This window comes from Rhodopseudomonas palustris (genome assembly GCF_003031265.1).
Classification (GTDB): domain Bacteria; phylum Pseudomonadota; class Alphaproteobacteria; order Rhizobiales; family Xanthobacteraceae; genus Rhodopseudomonas; species Rhodopseudomonas palustris_H.
Window position 1 is genome coordinate 3,338,985 of record NZ_CP019966.1, and the last position, 14,056, is coordinate 3,353,040.

Genomic DNA, 14,056 nt, shown 5'->3' on the forward strand with positions numbered 1-14,056 from the left:
GAAGCCGCAACGGTTAGTTCTGAGCCACCGTCTTGTTCGCGGCGGCATCCATCGCCACCGTCTCAGGCTTGATGGTGACGCCGGGACGGACCCGCTGCAGGCCGTTGACGACGATGCGCTCGCCGGCCTTCAGCCCGGACGCCACCACGCGCAGGCCATCGACCGAGGCCCCAAGCGTCACTTCGCGATATTCGGCGTGGTTCTGGCCATCGACCACCATGACGAACTTCTTGTTCTGGTCGGTGCCGACTGCGCGCTCGCTGACCAACAGCGCCGGCTCGGGCTTCGGCTGCCCCATCGACAGCCGCGCGAACTGGCCCGGCATCAGCCGGCCATCGGCATTGTCGAACATGGCGCGCACCCGCACCGTGCCGGAGCGCGGATCGACCTGATTGTCGATGAACTGCATCTTGCCTTTCACCGGTGCCCCACCCGCAATCGTCGTCATCTCGACCGGGATGCGTTCGATGGCGCCCGGCGTTCTTTCATCAGCGAGCGTCTTCAACGCGCGGGTCACAACCTGCTCGTCGGCATTGAAGCTGGCATAGATCGGATTGACCGAGACCAGCGTCGTCAATAGCGGCGAGCTCGGACCGGCGGCGATCAGATTGCCGACCGTGATCTCCACCTTGCCGACCCGACCGGAGACCGGGGCGCGGATTTCGGTGTAGCTGAGGTTCAGCTCGGCGGTCTTCAGCGCCGCCTCGGCGGATTTGAGGTTTGCCTCCGCCTCGCGATAGGCGTTGAGGCGGTTGTCGACCTCGCGCTGGGTGATGCTGGCGCTGGAGAGCTGCTGGCTGCGCTCGACATCGGCCTTGGTGAAGACGACGCGCGCGCGGGCCGCCGACAATTGCGCCTGGGCGCGATCGACCTCGGCGGCGTAGAGCGACGGGTCGATCCGGACCAGCAAGTCGCCCTTGTTTACCAGGGCGCCTTCCCGGAACTGGATCTCCTGGACGGCGCCGGCGACCCGCGAGCGGATCTCCACGCGCTCGATCGCCTCGAGCCGGCCCGAGAACTCCTCGGAGGGGGTCGTGGCCTTGGCCTCGACCAGTGCCACCGATACCGGCACAGCGGCCGGCGCCGCCGCTGCCGTTTCCGCCTGCGCGGCTCCGGTGCGCTCCATCAGCACCGCGCCGCCGGCGAGAGCTACCGAAGCCGCCACAATCCCGGCACCCAGCGCGACATTTCGACCAATCTTATTCGCCATGATGACTCCCGTTCAACCATAGCGGGCTTGCAAAAAGCCCAGCAACTTCAGTAACTCGTGGGTGCGATGCAGCTGGCGAGACGCCTCTCGGACCATGTTGCGACGCACATATCCATACCGTCCGGTATAGATGGACTATCGACATCCACTGTCAAGAGACTTATCTACCGGTCGGTAGAAATCTCTGGAGATCCAGCCATGGCCCTGGGACGCCCCCGCGAATTCGACGTCGATGCGGCGCTCGACCTCGCTTTGCATGTGTTCTGGCGCAAGGGGTACGAAGGCACCTCGATGGCCGACCTCACCGAGGCGATGGGGATCACCAAGCCGAGCCTGTATGCGGCCTTCGGCAACAAAGAAGACCTGTTCCGGAAGGCCCTCGACCGCTACGTCGACGGCCCTGGCGGCTACTATAAGGCCGGCCTGCAGAAGCCGACCGCGCGCGAAGTGGTCGAACACATCCTGCACGGCGCGGTCGACGCCATGACTGATCCCAGCAACCCCGGCTGTCTGGCGGTGCAAGGCGCGCTGTGCTGCGGCGAAGCGGCGGAGACGATTAAGCAGGAACTGACCGCCCGGCGCGCCAAGGGCGAGCAGGACCTGCAGGACCGCCTCGCCCGCGCGATCGCCGATGGCGATCTGCCAGCCACCGCCGATGCCGGCGATTTGGCGCGCTACGTTGCGGCGATCCTGCAGGGTATGGCGGTGCAGGCGGCGAGCGGCGCCTCCTCCGATCAGTTGCGCAAGCTCGCCGACATGGCACTCCGCAACTGGCCGCCCGTGTAACGCCAGGCCGGCGCAGCGGTTGCGAAGACCCCTGGCCGCTCCACCGCAAACATTTCATTAAGGATACGCCCACCCGGCTACCAACGTTGGGCGCAGTTGCTATCGCTTATTAGGAACTGTCTACGATGTTGCGACTATGCGCTTTCCGGTGTTGTCCCGTTTCCTGCATCCCGACCCGCGGATTCGCCGCGAGTTGGTCGAATTGCTCTACACCTCGCTGCCACAAGTGGCCGCGATCGGTGTTACGTCCGTCACCGGAGCCTTGGCACTGACGGTGATCAGCGGCGATCCCGGCTACGCGGTGATCACGCTGTGCATCTTCATCATGGCCACCGCCCGCGTGGTTTCACTCCTGCGCTACAAGACGCGCGCCGCGCAGTTCACCGATGCCGACGTGGTGCGCTGGGAGCGTTTGTACGGCGCCGGCGCCACCCTGTTCAGCCTCGCGCTCGGCGCGCTGTCGTTCCGTGCACTGCAACTCGGCGACGGGCCAGGTGCCTGGGTGTCGTTCGGACTGTCGATGTCGTACTGCGTCGGCATGGTATCGCGCGCCGCGATCCGGCCGTGGATCATTCTCACCGCCTCGGCCGCTCTGCTGACGCCGATCATGATCGCCGGAATGATGCGGCCTGAGATTGCCTATAAGATCGGCGCCGGCATGCTGGTGCTGTTCTGGCTGACCCTGCGCGAAGCTTCGAAGCATCTCAGCGCCGCGTTCACCGAGCGCCTCGAGGCCAAGCACCGCCTGGCGCGCCAGGCGACGCACGATTTCCTCACCGACCTGCCGAACCGCGCCGGCTTCCTGCAGGCGCTGTCGGGGATGGCAGGACACTTCGCCGTGGTGGCGATCGATCTCGACGGCTTCAAGCCGATCAATGATCGCCATGGTCATCACACCGGTGACGATCTACTCCGCCAGGTCGCCGAGCGGCTGACCGCTTGCGTCGGCGCCGAGGGCGTCGCCGCACGGTTCGGCGGCGACGAGTTCATGCTGCTGAAGTCGGTCGAGAGCGCCGAAAAGGGCCGCGACGAAGCTCTGGCCTTGGCCCGCAAGGCGGTGTTCGACCTGTCGATGCCGTATCTGCTGGGGGAGCTGCCGGTGTGCATCGGTGCCAGCGCCGGCATCGCCGTCAGTCATGCGACGCTGGCTGGAATCACCACGGCGCAATTGCTCGAACGTGTCGACCGCGCGCTGTATGTGGCGAAGCGCGCCGGCGGCGGTTGCGCCTGGGCGGATGGTGAAGTCGAGCAATCCTGCTGCCCGCGCAGCGCGCCGTTTTCGATGGACCCGGCGGCCGCCTGATCGTCGATACGTTCCAGCGTCGACGTTCACGGTAACTACTCACCAGCCCCTTCTGAGAAGCTTCGTTTGCGCCAATTCAATGCGCTGCCTGTCGTCGCCGTGACATAACTCCCGCGTCAGATCGTGCCGTGCATTGAGGTCGGAGTGAGTGCGATGAAGCAGCGAATTCTCGGCAGCAGCGGAATCAACGTCGGTGAGATCGGACTCGGCTGCATGGGGATGTCGCCGGAATTTTACGGCTCCTCTGATGATGCCTCATCGCTGCGCACGCTAGAGCATGCCTACGAACGCGGCGTCACGCTGTACGACACGGCCGACATGTACGGCCGCGGTCACAATGAGCAACTGCTCTCATCGTTTCTGCGCGCGCACCCGGACGTGCGCATCGCCAGCAAATTCGGCATCGTCCGCCAGGACAACGTGCTTGAGCGCACGATCGATAACTCGCCGGCCTACATCGTCCAGGCTTGCGACGCCTCGTTGAAGAGGCTTGGCGTCGAGATCATCGATCTGTACTACGTGCATCGCATCGACACCAACCGGCCGATCGAGGAAACCATCGGCACGATGGCGCGGCTGGTCGAGGCCGGCAAAGTCCGCGCCCTCGGCATTTCGGAGTGTTCGGCGGCAACGCTGCGCCGGGCGCACGCGGTGCATCCGATCGCCGCGGTGCAGAGCGAGTACAGCCTGTGGACCCGCGATCCGGAAGCCGAAGTGCTGCCGACGTGCAACGAGCTCGGCATTGCCTTCGTGGCTTACTCCCCGCTTGGCCGCGGCATGCTGACGGGTACGATCAACGACGCCAGTAGCTTCGAAGTGAACGATTACCGCCGCCGTTCGCCGCGGTTCGTCGGCGACAATCTCGATGCCAATCTGAAGCTCGTGGAGAAGGTCCGGCAGCTCGCGGCCGCTAAACGCTGCACGCCGGCGCAGCTTGCGATCGCCTGGCTGCTGCACCAGAGCGATCGGATCATTCCGATCCCCGGTACGCGGCGGATCGCGACGCTGGATGAAAACCTCGGTGCGTCCGAGGTGTCGCTGAGCGCGGATGACCTTGCGACCATCCGCGACGCGCTGCCGGCCGGCGCCGCCGTCGGCGCGCGCTACCCCGACAGTGCGCTGGCCGGCCTCAACGGCTGAGGCCGACCAGCGGAATTGAGACTATGTCTTCGGAGCGGCGGCCGGCGCCTTGTCGAAGAAGCCGTTGTAGCAGGCGAGCCGCTCGTCCTCTTCCTTGAGCAGGCGACAATCCGCCGCAGTCTTGGCCGGCTTCGCTTTGGCACCCGCCTTGGTCGCCTTCGGTTTCGGCGGATACACCGCATCGAAGCAATCCAGCCGCTCCTTGGTAGCGTCCTCGATCTCGACGCAGGCCTTCACCTGATCAGCAATCGACGGCTTGGCGGCCGCCGTGTGCTTGGCCGCCTTGTGGTCCTTCGGCTTGATTTGCACCAACGGCTGATCGCCCACCATCGGCGTCCCGTTGGTAGCGGCCGGCGCAGTGCCGGCAGCCGGTGCATTGCTCTGCGCCAGCACCGCGCTCGACACGAGCAGCGCGGCAAGTACCATGATCGTTCTCATCGAAATCCCCGTCCCTTGCCCCGTACCACACGCGGCTGGCCGCCGCCCGCGGCGATGATCCTCAAACCGGAGCTGTCGGGTGCCGTCAAGCACGCCGGCTGCCGCAGCCCTGGTCCTTCCACCACTCAGCACGGCGTTGCGATTGCGGCAGGTTTTGGGCAAGCCCACTCGGCTCCACATCTGCCGCGACTGGCCAGATGAGCGCCGAGGCGCTACAGCAGCACCGATGAAACGGATGCTGATCGTCCTTGCCGTCCTGATACCGGCCTCAGCCGGTGCGGAACCGCACAAATCGGCGGCGCCTGTGGCGCGCGCGGAACCGAGTAGCGCGCCGACGCGCCCACTCGCGTCCGGGCGAAATCCATGCTCGGCGTTCGGCCCGGGTTTCGTCCAGGTCGAAGGCGGCACAACCTGCGTCAAGCTCGGCGGCAGCATCAGCGTCGGGGCCGGCGTGCGCCGCTGACCCTCGGAGCCTTCCGGACTGGAACCCACCGGCTAATACCGGATTATGGGTCTCATGACGTTTTTGCGACAGGTTCCCACCCAGACCGCGGCGGCCCCGCATCCGGCTGTCCGCTTCGCCCCACTGGCCGGGCTGACGCTGCTGCTGGCAGCGCCGGGCCTCGCCATCCAATTCGGGCTGCTGCCGTTCGAGTACCGGATGGGCGCCCTGATCGTGGTATCGGCCCTGTGCATTGGGCTGTGCCTGTGGGCGGGCTTCTCTTTCACCGAACTCGGCTTCGGGCGTCCGCACCAATGGCGGCATTGGCTTGGCGCACTAGCGGTCACCAGCCTTATCTCGGCGGTGATGCTGCTTCAGACCCGGTTGTTCAGTTTCGACGCGCAGCCACTGGCCTGGCTCAGCTTCGCACCGTTCTACGTGCTGGTATCAAGTCCGTGCCAGGAAGTGGTGTGCCGCTCGATTCCGAAGCTGATCACAGACCGGATGGAGCACGGCGGCTGGGCCTATGTGCTGTATTCGGCGGCGCTGTTCTCGCTGATCCACCTCTGCTACGGCGATCCGGCGCTACTACTCAACACCTTCCTGCTCGGCGTGGTGTGGGGATTTGTGTACTGGCGTACGCTCAACATCTGGCCGCTGATCGCCTCGCACGCCGCCGTCGGCACCCTCGCCTTTGCGCTCGGGCTTGCCTGATCGGCGTCGTCAGATCTCGAGCTGCGTCCCAAGCTCGACCACACGGTCGGTCGGAATCTTGAAGAAGGTCGTCGCCCGCGTCGCGTTCAGCGTCATGAACGTGAACAGCCGCTCGCGCCACAGCGCCATGCCGGGATTGAGGCTCGGCACGTAGGTTTCGCGGCTCAGGAAGAACGAGGTCGACATCATGTTGAACTCGTGCCCGAACTGTTTGCACAGCGAAAGCGCGGCCGGAACGTCCGGCGTCTGCATGAAGCCGTAGCGGATGATCAGGCGATGGAAGCCGTCGCCGATATCGGTCATATGCACGCGCTCGCTGTCCGGCACGTAGGGCGTTTCGGCCGTACTCACCGTCGTCAGGATGACCCGCTGATGGACGGTCTGATTGTGTTTCAGATTATGCAGCAGCGCCGGCGGCACGCCATCGGTCGCGGCGGTCAGAAACACTGCCGTGCCCCGGGCGCGCGACACGTTCGGCCCAAGCGCGCGCAGCACCACGTCCAGCGGCACCGCTTGTTTCTTGAGTTGCTTGCGCACCAGCGCTCGCCCACGCCGCCAAGTCGTCAGCACCGTGAACGAGATGAAGCCGATGAACAGCGGGAACCAGCCACCCTGCGCGACCTTGATGATGTTGGCGGCGAAGAACGCGAAGTCGAGCAGCAGCAGCGTGCCGATCACCACCGCGACCACGGCCGGGTGCCACCGCCACAGCAGAGCGGCAACGAACGACACCAGGATGGTGTCGATCATCATCGTGCCAGTCACGGCGATGCCGTAGGCCGCCGCCAGATTGCTCGATGACTGGAAGCCCACCACCAGCGCCATCACCGCGAGATAGAGCGTCCAGTTGGTGAACGGCACGTAGATCTGCCCCGCCTCTTCGCCCGAGGTGTGGACGATCGTCATCCGCGGCAGCAGGCCGAGCTGGATCGCCTGCCGCGCCACCGAGTAGGCGCCGGAGATCACCGCCTGCGACGCGATCACGGTCGCCAGCGTCGCCAGCCCGACCATCGGCACCACCATCCATTCCGGCCCAAGCCGGAAGAACGGGTTCTGGATCGCCGACGGATCGTGGATCAGCAGAGCGCCCTGGCCGAAATAGTTCAGCAGCAGCGCCGGCAGCACCAGGCCGAACCAGGCCAGCCGGATCGGAAAGCGGCCGAAGTGCCCCATGTCGGTGTACAGCGCCTCACCGCCGGTGACGGCCAGCACCACCGAGCCGAGTGCGTAGAAGCTCATCAGCGGATGACGGAACACGAATTCGATCGCGAAGGTGGGGCTGATCGCTTCGAGCACTTCGGGCGCATGCACGATGTTGGCGATCCCGAGCAAGGCCAGCGTCAGGAACCACAGGCACATGACCGGGCCGAACAGCCGCCCGACCAATCCGGTGCCGCGCGACTGGATGGCAAACAGCAAAGTCAGCACCACGGCCGTGATCGGCACCACATAGGCCTTCAGGTCCGGCGTGACGACTTCGAGGCCTTCCACGGCGCTCAGCACCGAAATCGCCGGCGTGATCATGCTGTCGCCGTAGAACAACGCGGCGGCGATCACCCCGAGCATCATCAGCGGATAGTGCACGCGGCGTCCGCGCGTCAGTTCGGTCACCAGCGCCAAAAGCGCCAGGCTGCCACCCTCGCCGTGGTTGTCGGCGCGCATGATGACGATGACGTACTTCACCGTCACCAGCAGCATCACCGTCCAGAACACCAGCGACAGCACGCCGAAGATGTTGTCCGGCGTCACCGGAATCGGGTGGTGGCCGGCGAAGGTTTCTTTCAGGGCGTAGAGCGGGCTGGTGCCGATGTCGCCGAACACGACTCCGATGGCACTGACCAGGAGACCGATGCCCTTCTTCTGCTGGCTCATTGCCTATCCTCGGGCCGCCTGGGCGGATGCAATAGACGCGGGGCACAGCACCTGCCGCGCGGGCGCCGCAGCCGGACCAAGAGCCGGCGCGCTGCGCCGATGTCCCCGGGGCAGCACTCGAAATCGGTCCCGCGTCTGTTGCATGAAGGCTACGCCCCTTGATTGACCTGGATCAGGGGCGCGCGGCGCCGCCGCTCCAGGACGTGGTCGAGTGTGTGTTGATTCGGTTGAAGCCAGTCAGGCGCGGCTGCGTCGATTGCCTAGAAGCATAGGTTTGTCACCATGTTTCCGCGCTTGTCCTTAAGCACATAGGGGCAATCGCTCCGCTTCAGCGCCGCCTTGGCGTCGGCATTGCCGAGCGCGGCAGCCTTCTCGTAGTACGCTTTGGCCGCGTCACTGTCCTTCGGACCGCCGCGGCCGGCCTGGGCGAACGCGCCCATTTGCAGCAGAGCACCGGGGTGGCCCTGCCCCGCCGCCTTCTCGAACAGAGCTCGCGCGCCGACGTCGTCTTTCGGACCGCCGATACCGTCGGCCAACATCATGCCGAGCTGATATTGCGCCTCGGCGTTACTCTCCGCGCCCTTGGCAAGCAAGGCTCGGGTTTTCACGGGGTCGGACGACGCCCCACCGCCGAGCGCCGCCAGGTTGCTGATACCGCGCGGGTTGCCCGCGGCCGCAGCACGCTCCAGGAGCTGCCGCGCCTTGGCATCGTCTTTCGGCAGCCCGACGCCGGTCGCGTAAGCCACGCCGAGTTCGACCATGGCAGCGCTCGAGCCCTTGTCCGCGGCCTTACGATAAGCGGCCATCGCCTCGGCGCTCTGCCCGCCGGCCGCATAGGCACGACCGAGCGCGTACATCGCCCGGCGCGATCCGGCGGAAGCAACACGGCAGTACTTGATGGCGGTCGCGACATCGCCGGGCGCGATCTCGATCACGCCTTTCGCGTCGGCGGGCTTGTCGGGATCGGCCGGGTCAGCGGCGATCCGATCGCACAACACCAGATCAGCCGACTGCGCGTGTGCGGAGGTGATCGCGCCCCCAAGTAACAGCGCGAGCAGGACAGCCGACCCGCCGGCGGCCCACGATCTCGTCATCATCATTCATCCCCAAACACGCGGGCCGCGCCGGCCCCCGGCAAGCAGCCCCCGGCCGCCACAGGCAGCCTCGATCGGGCGCAATCTAGCCAATCCCCACGCAGGTTTAAACTGACCCGGCGCGACAAAGGATTGTGGAGGAGACCCGCGGGCCGTCGAAAACCGACTTGCCGCAAGCATCAGGATGGGCATCGGGCCCCGGCTTTTCCCCTGCGTCAGCCGCTCGATCGGGCCAACCCCGTGTCGGAACTATTGCATTTGCGCGTCGTTCAAGCCGGCAGTCTCAGCCAAGGAAGAACCTAATGACGATTTTGAAATGGGCGCTGATCTTTCTGGTCGTTTCGATCATCGCCGGCATCTTCGGATTCACCGGAATTTCCGCCGCGTCTGCCGACATCGCGCGGATTCTGTTCTACATCTTCGTGGTGATTTTCGTCGTGCTGCTGATTCTCGGATTCACGATCTTCAGAGCCTAATCAGTACGCAGCGCCCTGCGCTTCGGCGCAGGGCAGCCATGATCTGCTCCCTGTTTGATCTGCCGCAAGCGGTGGTCCGCCACCTTCGACCAAGGTCCGGTTCGCGTCGCCGATATTCAATATTGCAATGCAACATCGGCTCCACTAGGTAAACGCACTCAACCCGGGGCCGTCGATGAGCGAAGACTGGAATACCAAATATGGCGTGCGGCGCGTGCGACGCGACCCGCCGACTCTTGAAGAAGCGATCTTTGCGGCGGCCGGCATCACCGACGACGTTGACTCGCAGGCGGAGATTGCCGCGTCCCTGATGGGGATGCCGATCGAAGCCGTGTTGAAGGAAGTCCGGAAGTCGGCCCGTGCCTCGGCACGAACTTCGCGGGTGATCACCGGCGAACAGGGCTTCCAGCGCTCTGTCGTGGTTGAGCGCCGGGTGTCGCGCCGGATCGTCGGTAACGACAAGCGGATCTGACCGGCATTCGCGCTCGGCCGTTCGAGCGCACCAGCCTCTGACCAAAAAAGAACGCCGCGAGCTGTTAGCACGCGGCGTTGTTGTTTTGTGCAGCCGGATCGTCAGGCCGCGCGATTGAAGCCCGACATTCTCAGAAACAGGTTCCAGCAAGCCTGATTGAAGGAGATCAGCGCATTGGCCGCGCCGCCCGGAATGTCGATCGAGCGCGCGGGCGCGACCGTGTCCGCCTCGTGCTGGAGATCGATCGTGCCGGTCGATTCGCCCTGGCGGAAGGTCAGGTGCGCGCCGAACTTGTTAGCGAGCGCGCGCATCGCCTGGTTCTGCGAGCCGGTGGTGATCCGCAGCTTCTCGTAGCCGAGCGAGCGTGCGACCTCCATCAGCTGCTTGAACAGGATGCTGCCGATGCCCTTGCGGCGCAGATGGCTTTCCACGCTGAAGGCGATTTCGGGAAGCGAGTCGATGTGCAGATCGGGCTGATGCAGCTCAGCAGCCGCATGCACAGAGCCGTCTTCCGCAAAGAATGCGATGATGATGGTGCCGTCGCCGCCGCACTTCATGGCGTAGCGATCGATGAAGCCTTCGTCGGCGAAGCCATTGAAGCGATCGCGCCGGCTTTCGGCATCGAGGCGCAACAGGTGATCCCGCAGCAGCGGCAGCTCTTGATTGATCAGGGATCGGATCGTCCCTTTTGAGCCGGTGAGATCGGCGATGAGAGCGTCGTGCATAAGTCTTCTCTCCTCTCGGGATGACCCTCAAGGAGGCGTTCTCTTCCCTAGACAGAAGTCATATTGTGCATTGCACAATAATATTCAAGACCCATTCGCAGGCGACGCCTAGGAAAGAACGGCAGAGAGCCCTCGAACTTTCGCAAAACCTATCTAAACTAAGGCGGTTAAGGAAGCTTGAGGCAGCGCAAACGGTGCTCGGGGAGCGGTTTTGCGTCGCACCCTCGTAATCTTACAGAGGGCTCAAACCTTATCATAGCACCATCTGCGTCTGCGTGACCACGGCCACCAGTTTGCCGTCCTCGGTCTCGATTCGGGTCTGCCACACCTGGGTCCGCCGTCCGCGATGCACCGGCGTGGCAGTCGCCACCACGGTTGAGCCGGCCTTCGCCGGACCGATGAAGTTGGTCTTGCTCTCCAGCGTCGTGGTGCCCTTGGCATCGGTCGGCAGGTTGATCACGGTCGCGGCCGCGCCGACGCTGTCGGCCAGCGCCATCACGGCGCCGCCATGAATGCTTGCACCCACGGTGCAGAGATCGTCACGCACCAGCAGCGTGGCGACGACACGGTCGGGTTCGGCTTCGGTGAAGCGCAGCCCCATCAGCGCCGCGAATGGCAGCGGAATTGAATTGATTTTCTCCAGCGGCGTCATGGTCGCGCCTCCCCTGCCCGCCGGTGTGGCGACGGCGGCGCGGGCTGCCGACCGTCGCTCATTTGGATTTGTCCAGCGGACCGATGCCTACCGGTCCGCCTCGATGCAATGACCTGTCAGGTCATCGACGCGGCGCGCGAGCTGTGCCTCAGACCAGCTCGACGCCGCACCATTCGGCAATGAACAGCGCGGTCGCCTTAGTCGATTGCCGCAGCGAGTCGAGATCGACGTACTCATTGAAGCCGTGCATCGCCGCACCGGAAGCGCCGAAGCAAAGACTGGGGATGTTGTAGTTGAGGCCATAGAACCGGGTGTCGGTCAGCGCGGTGAACACTAAATCCTCGGGCGCTCCGCCGTACACCGCCGAGAACGCCTTGCCGAAGGCGGCCTCGGGTTCAGCCGAGTTGGTCAGCTCATAGCCTTCCGACAAGAAGCCCGACCACTCCACCTGCGGCGGATTGTTCGACAGGAAGCGGTGATCGCGCGCCGCCGCGGTGACGCAGGCCATGATCTCGGCCTGATGGTCGGCGACCGACCAGCCTGGCAGGATGGCGATGCGGCAATCGACGTCGCACCAGGCCGGCACGCTGGATGCCCAGTCTCCGCCCTTGATAATTCCGGGATTGAAGTTGATCGGATGCGCCACGCTCTTGAAGTGGCGATCGCTCGCCGCGCGCCTGTTCCACTCCTCCTCGAGCTTCTCCAGCGCAAGGATCAAGTGATACGCCGCGGTGATGGCGTTCGATCCCGACCCAGCCTCGAACACGTGGACCGGAAAACCGCGCACCTTCAACCGAAACCAGATCACCCCGACCTGGGAACGCACCATCTTGCCGCCGGTCGGCTCGGGAATGAAGCAGGCATCGGCGCGATAACCGCGTTGCAGGGTCGAGAGCGCGCCGACGCCGGTGCTCTCCTCCTCGATCACCGATTGAAAGTGGATCCGCCCCGTCGGACGCAGGCCGGCGGCCTTGATCGCATCCAACGCATACAGCGCGCCGATGGTGCCGGACTTCATGTCGCATGCGCCGCGGCCGTACATCCGGCCGTCCTTGATCGCGGGCGAGAACGGCGGGGTATCCCACATCTCCAGCGGCCCGGTCGGCACCACGTCGCAATGCCCCTGCAGGATCAGCGATCGGCCGGCATTGGTCGACGGCCGATAGGTGCCAACCACGGTCCGCGCTTTCGAAAAATCGTGCTCGATCGGACCATAGCCGCGGAGATCCTTGAGATCCTCAAGGTCGATATGCCAGTCGTCGACTTCATAGCCGCGCTGCCGGAGCAGATCTCCGATCATGTCCTGGCACGGTCCCTCGGCCCCGCGAGTGCTGGGGATTGCAACGAAGTCACGCGTGGTGGCGAGTTGGGCGTCGAAACCGGCATCGACGGCATCGAGAATGCGGCGCTGGAGATCGTTATCGCTCATGCGGGTGGGCGCTCCTTTCTGTTTGGTCTGACACCGGCGCGCGGATCAAACCACAGATCGCCCGATTTTCCATGCAGTTTGGCCCTGCGATCGAATCATGCCCTCATGCCGCGCCACCGTTCAGGAGATCCGATGTTCCGTTCACAACCTTTGCGTTCGCCTCTGACCGTGATCGTGCTCGGAGCCGCCGCGCTTCTCGCCGTTGCAACGCCGGCCGCCGCACAACAACTGCAAGTCTTCCGCGAACAGGACATCACCGAACTGCGGCTCGGCCAGAAGATCCTGGTCGACGATGGCTCCTGCCCCAATGGTCAGATCAAGGAAGTCACGGGATCGACACTGTCGGCCTCGGGCGTCGTGGCGACGGTCAAGTGCATCCCGCGCGTGCGGCGCTGACTGGCTCACGTCCGGAAGGCAGATCTGTTAGTCGGCCGGATCGAACATGCACTGCAGAGCAGGCTTGGCGATCAGCGTGAAGGTGGCGCTGATCTGCGACTGCTTGGTCTGCGGCACCCAATCGTTGTCGATGGTCGGCACGCCACTCTCGCGGATGCCGCGCAGCAGCGCCTGACGCAGGTCGCTATCGGACACTTTAGCCGCGGCGTGATCGTGCAGGCAGCCGCAAACAGAGTCGGGATGCGCCCACCGACCGGTCATGTGCGCGGTGCACTGGCGGATGAACTCCATCCGAGCATCCTGAGCACCAAATAGAGACCGGGTCTGTGTATGGGTCTGCGCCTGCGCCGCATGGCCGATCATCAGGCCGAAACCGACCGCCAGCGCAGCCATCCGAAACATCGTCACCAATTCCGACTCCATTCGGCGAGGTCGCCGCCTCGCCAGACTGCGCCATCCCGGACCGCAGCAACTTCCGCGACAGGGGTGCCGAGATAGGCGAAGGTCCCGGCGCCCGGCAGCCGTCCTTCCGATGAGCCGGCGGATGAAGCACCGCTGGCCACCAAAGCGAGGGCAAGGAACAGGCTCCAGCTCCGCATTCGAGGTCTCCTGCCGGTCGTCAGCCGGCCCCGCCGCTGTCGTTGAACAGTTGATAACCACGCTGTGTTTCCAGACCGCTGCAAGCGCGCAGCCGAATGGTTTCGTCCCACCCGCGAATTGTTTCGTCGGACCGTCCTCGACGAAACATTGCGGAAAAAACCATCGGGATTTCAGTGCGCTCTGGTTCAGCCCAAGACGCGGCCATGCACGACTAAAGTTGCTGGCGCTGATCCATCCGGTGGGCTGCGGTGACATCACCACGTCATCAATCGACGCTTAGTAGGGCGTGCATCCCGTTACACGCAGC

15 protein-coding genes are annotated in these 14,056 nt (G+C 64.6%); 7 read left to right on the forward strand and 8 right to left on the reverse strand.

Annotated elements, in window-relative coordinates; translation table 11 throughout:
- Positions 1–13: 13 nt before the first annotated feature.
- The gene (locus RPPS3_RS15550; protein ID WP_107344902.1) at positions 14–1,210 is read right to left on the reverse strand and encodes an efflux RND transporter periplasmic adaptor subunit; all 1,197 of its coding nucleotides are present in this window, start codon (positions 1,208–1,210) and stop codon (positions 14–16) included.
- Between the two features lie 198 nt (positions 1,211–1,408).
- On the opposite strand from RPPS3_RS15550, the gene RPPS3_RS15555 reads away from it, so the two are divergent.
- The 3 genes from RPPS3_RS15555 (at position 1,409) to RPPS3_RS15565 (ending at position 4,439) form a co-directional block, all read left to right on the forward strand.
- On the forward strand, positions 1,409–1,996 hold the full coding sequence (locus tag RPPS3_RS15555) for a TetR/AcrR family transcriptional regulator (RefSeq protein WP_107344903.1): 588 nt from the start codon (positions 1,409–1,411) through the stop codon (positions 1,994–1,996).
- 136 nt (positions 1,997–2,132) lie between these two features.
- The gene (locus RPPS3_RS15560) at positions 2,133–3,299 is read left to right on the forward strand and encodes a GGDEF domain-containing protein (protein ID WP_107344904.1); all 1,167 of its coding nucleotides are present in this window, start codon (positions 2,133–2,135) and stop codon (positions 3,297–3,299) included.
- A gap of 153 nt (positions 3,300–3,452) precedes the next feature.
- Positions 3,453–4,439, forward strand: coding sequence for an aldo/keto reductase (locus RPPS3_RS15565; protein WP_107344905.1), 987 nt, complete (start codon positions 3,453–3,455; stop codon positions 4,437–4,439).
- A gap of 21 nt (positions 4,440–4,460) precedes the next feature.
- Here RPPS3_RS15565 and RPPS3_RS15570 read toward each other — a convergent pair whose 3' ends face one another.
- Entirely contained in the window at positions 4,461–4,877 is a 417-nt protein-coding gene (locus RPPS3_RS15570; RefSeq protein ID WP_107344906.1) for a hypothetical protein, read from the reverse strand.
- A 508-nt stretch (positions 4,878–5,385) separates the two neighbouring features.
- Here RPPS3_RS15570 and RPPS3_RS15580 point away from each other — a divergent pair.
- Positions 5,386–6,033, forward strand: a complete 648-nt coding sequence (locus tag RPPS3_RS15580) for a CPBP family intramembrane glutamic endopeptidase (protein ID WP_107344908.1) — start codon at positions 5,386–5,388, stop codon at positions 6,031–6,033.
- 9 nt (positions 6,034–6,042) lie between these two features.
- On the opposite strand, the gene RPPS3_RS15585 is transcribed toward RPPS3_RS15580, so the two are convergent.
- Together RPPS3_RS15585 and RPPS3_RS15590 are read right to left on the reverse strand one after the other, a co-directional pair.
- A complete protein-coding gene (locus tag RPPS3_RS15585) occupies positions 6,043–7,905 on the reverse strand; it encodes a potassium transporter Kup (protein WP_107344909.1) in 1,863 nt (620 codons plus the stop codon).
- Positions 7,906–8,165: 260 nt separating this feature from the next.
- Complete coding sequence (locus tag RPPS3_RS15590) at positions 8,166–9,002, reverse strand: tetratricopeptide repeat protein (RefSeq protein ID WP_107346626.1); 837 nt, start codon at positions 9,000–9,002, stop codon at positions 8,166–8,168.
- A gap of 299 nt (positions 9,003–9,301) precedes the next feature.
- On the opposite strand from RPPS3_RS15590, the gene RPPS3_RS15595 reads away from it, so the two are divergent.
- Together RPPS3_RS15595 and RPPS3_RS15600 are read left to right on the forward strand one after the other, a co-directional pair.
- Positions 9,302–9,475 (forward strand): DUF1328 domain-containing protein, encoded by a 174-nt coding sequence (locus tag RPPS3_RS15595; RefSeq protein ID WP_107344910.1) that lies wholly within the window; start codon positions 9,302–9,304, stop codon positions 9,473–9,475.
- Positions 9,476–9,650: 175 nt separating this feature from the next.
- Positions 9,651–9,947 (forward strand): hypothetical protein, encoded by a 297-nt coding sequence (locus RPPS3_RS15600; RefSeq protein WP_011158576.1) that lies wholly within the window; start codon positions 9,651–9,653, stop codon positions 9,945–9,947.
- Between the two features lie 101 nt (positions 9,948–10,048).
- Here the strand turns inward: RPPS3_RS15600 and RPPS3_RS15605 are convergent, their stop codons facing one another.
- From RPPS3_RS15605 to RPPS3_RS15615, 3 genes are all read right to left on the reverse strand, one after another.
- Positions 10,049–10,672: a GNAT family N-acetyltransferase gene (locus RPPS3_RS15605; RefSeq protein WP_107344911.1), complete on the reverse strand. Its 624-nt coding sequence runs from the start codon at positions 10,670–10,672 to the stop codon at positions 10,049–10,051.
- 253 nt (positions 10,673–10,925) lie between these two features.
- Positions 10,926–11,324: a PaaI family thioesterase gene (locus tag RPPS3_RS15610; RefSeq protein ID WP_107344912.1), complete on the reverse strand. Its 399-nt coding sequence runs from the start codon at positions 11,322–11,324 to the stop codon at positions 10,926–10,928.
- Positions 11,325–11,472: 148 nt separating this feature from the next.
- Positions 11,473–12,753, reverse strand: coding sequence for an ArgE/DapE family deacylase (locus RPPS3_RS15615; RefSeq protein ID WP_107344913.1), 1,281 nt, complete (start codon positions 12,751–12,753; stop codon positions 11,473–11,475).
- A gap of 132 nt (positions 12,754–12,885) precedes the next feature.
- On the opposite strand from RPPS3_RS15615, the gene RPPS3_RS15620 reads away from it, so the two are divergent.
- The gene (locus tag RPPS3_RS15620; RefSeq protein ID WP_107344914.1) at positions 12,886–13,149 is read left to right on the forward strand and encodes a DUF6719 family protein; all 264 of its coding nucleotides are present in this window, start codon (positions 12,886–12,888) and stop codon (positions 13,147–13,149) included.
- Positions 13,150–13,176: 27 nt separating this feature from the next.
- On the opposite strand, the gene RPPS3_RS15625 is transcribed toward RPPS3_RS15620, so the two are convergent.
- Positions 13,177–13,551, reverse strand: coding sequence for a hypothetical protein (locus tag RPPS3_RS15625; RefSeq protein ID WP_234820241.1), 375 nt, complete (start codon positions 13,549–13,551; stop codon positions 13,177–13,179).
- Positions 13,552–14,056: the final 505 nt, after the last annotated feature.

Bases quoted from the DNA above. Each gene is read 5' to 3' on its own strand.
- RPPS3_RS15550 (WP_107344902.1), bottom strand. From the start codon at position 1,210: ATGGCGAATAAGATTGGTCGAAATGTCGCGCTGGGTGCCGGGATTGTG.
- RPPS3_RS15555 (WP_107344903.1), top strand. From the start codon at position 1,409: ATGGCCCTGGGACGCCCCCGCGAATTCGACGTCGATGCGGCGCTCGAC.
- RPPS3_RS15560 (WP_107344904.1), top strand. From the start codon at position 2,133: ATGCGCTTTCCGGTGTTGTCCCGTTTCCTGCATCCCGACCCGCGGATT.
- RPPS3_RS15565 (WP_107344905.1), top strand. From the start codon at position 3,453: ATGAAGCAGCGAATTCTCGGCAGCAGCGGAATCAACGTCGGTGAGATC.
- RPPS3_RS15570 (WP_107344906.1), bottom strand. From the start codon at position 4,877: ATGAGAACGATCATGGTACTTGCCGCGCTGCTCGTGTCGAGCGCGGTG.
- RPPS3_RS15580 (WP_107344908.1), top strand. From the start codon at position 5,386: ATGGGTCTCATGACGTTTTTGCGACAGGTTCCCACCCAGACCGCGGCG.
- RPPS3_RS15585 (WP_107344909.1), bottom strand. From the start codon at position 7,905: ATGAGCCAGCAGAAGAAGGGCATCGGTCTCCTGGTCAGTGCCATCGGA.
- RPPS3_RS15590 (WP_107346626.1), bottom strand. From the start codon at position 9,002: ATGATGACGAGATCGTGGGCCGCCGGCGGGTCGGCTGTCCTGCTCGCG.
- RPPS3_RS15595 (WP_107344910.1), top strand. From the start codon at position 9,302: ATGACGATTTTGAAATGGGCGCTGATCTTTCTGGTCGTTTCGATCATC.
- RPPS3_RS15600 (WP_011158576.1), top strand. From the start codon at position 9,651: ATGAGCGAAGACTGGAATACCAAATATGGCGTGCGGCGCGTGCGACGC.
- RPPS3_RS15605 (WP_107344911.1), bottom strand. From the start codon at position 10,672: ATGCACGACGCTCTCATCGCCGATCTCACCGGCTCAAAAGGGACGATC.
- RPPS3_RS15610 (WP_107344912.1), bottom strand. From the start codon at position 11,324: ATGACGCCGCTGGAGAAAATCAATTCAATTCCGCTGCCATTCGCGGCG.
- RPPS3_RS15615 (WP_107344913.1), bottom strand. From the start codon at position 12,753: ATGAGCGATAACGATCTCCAGCGCCGCATTCTCGATGCCGTCGATGCC.
- RPPS3_RS15620 (WP_107344914.1), top strand. From the start codon at position 12,886: ATGTTCCGTTCACAACCTTTGCGTTCGCCTCTGACCGTGATCGTGCTC.
- RPPS3_RS15625 (WP_234820241.1), bottom strand. From the start codon at position 13,551: ATGTTTCGGATGGCTGCGCTGGCGGTCGGTTTCGGCCTGATGATCGGC.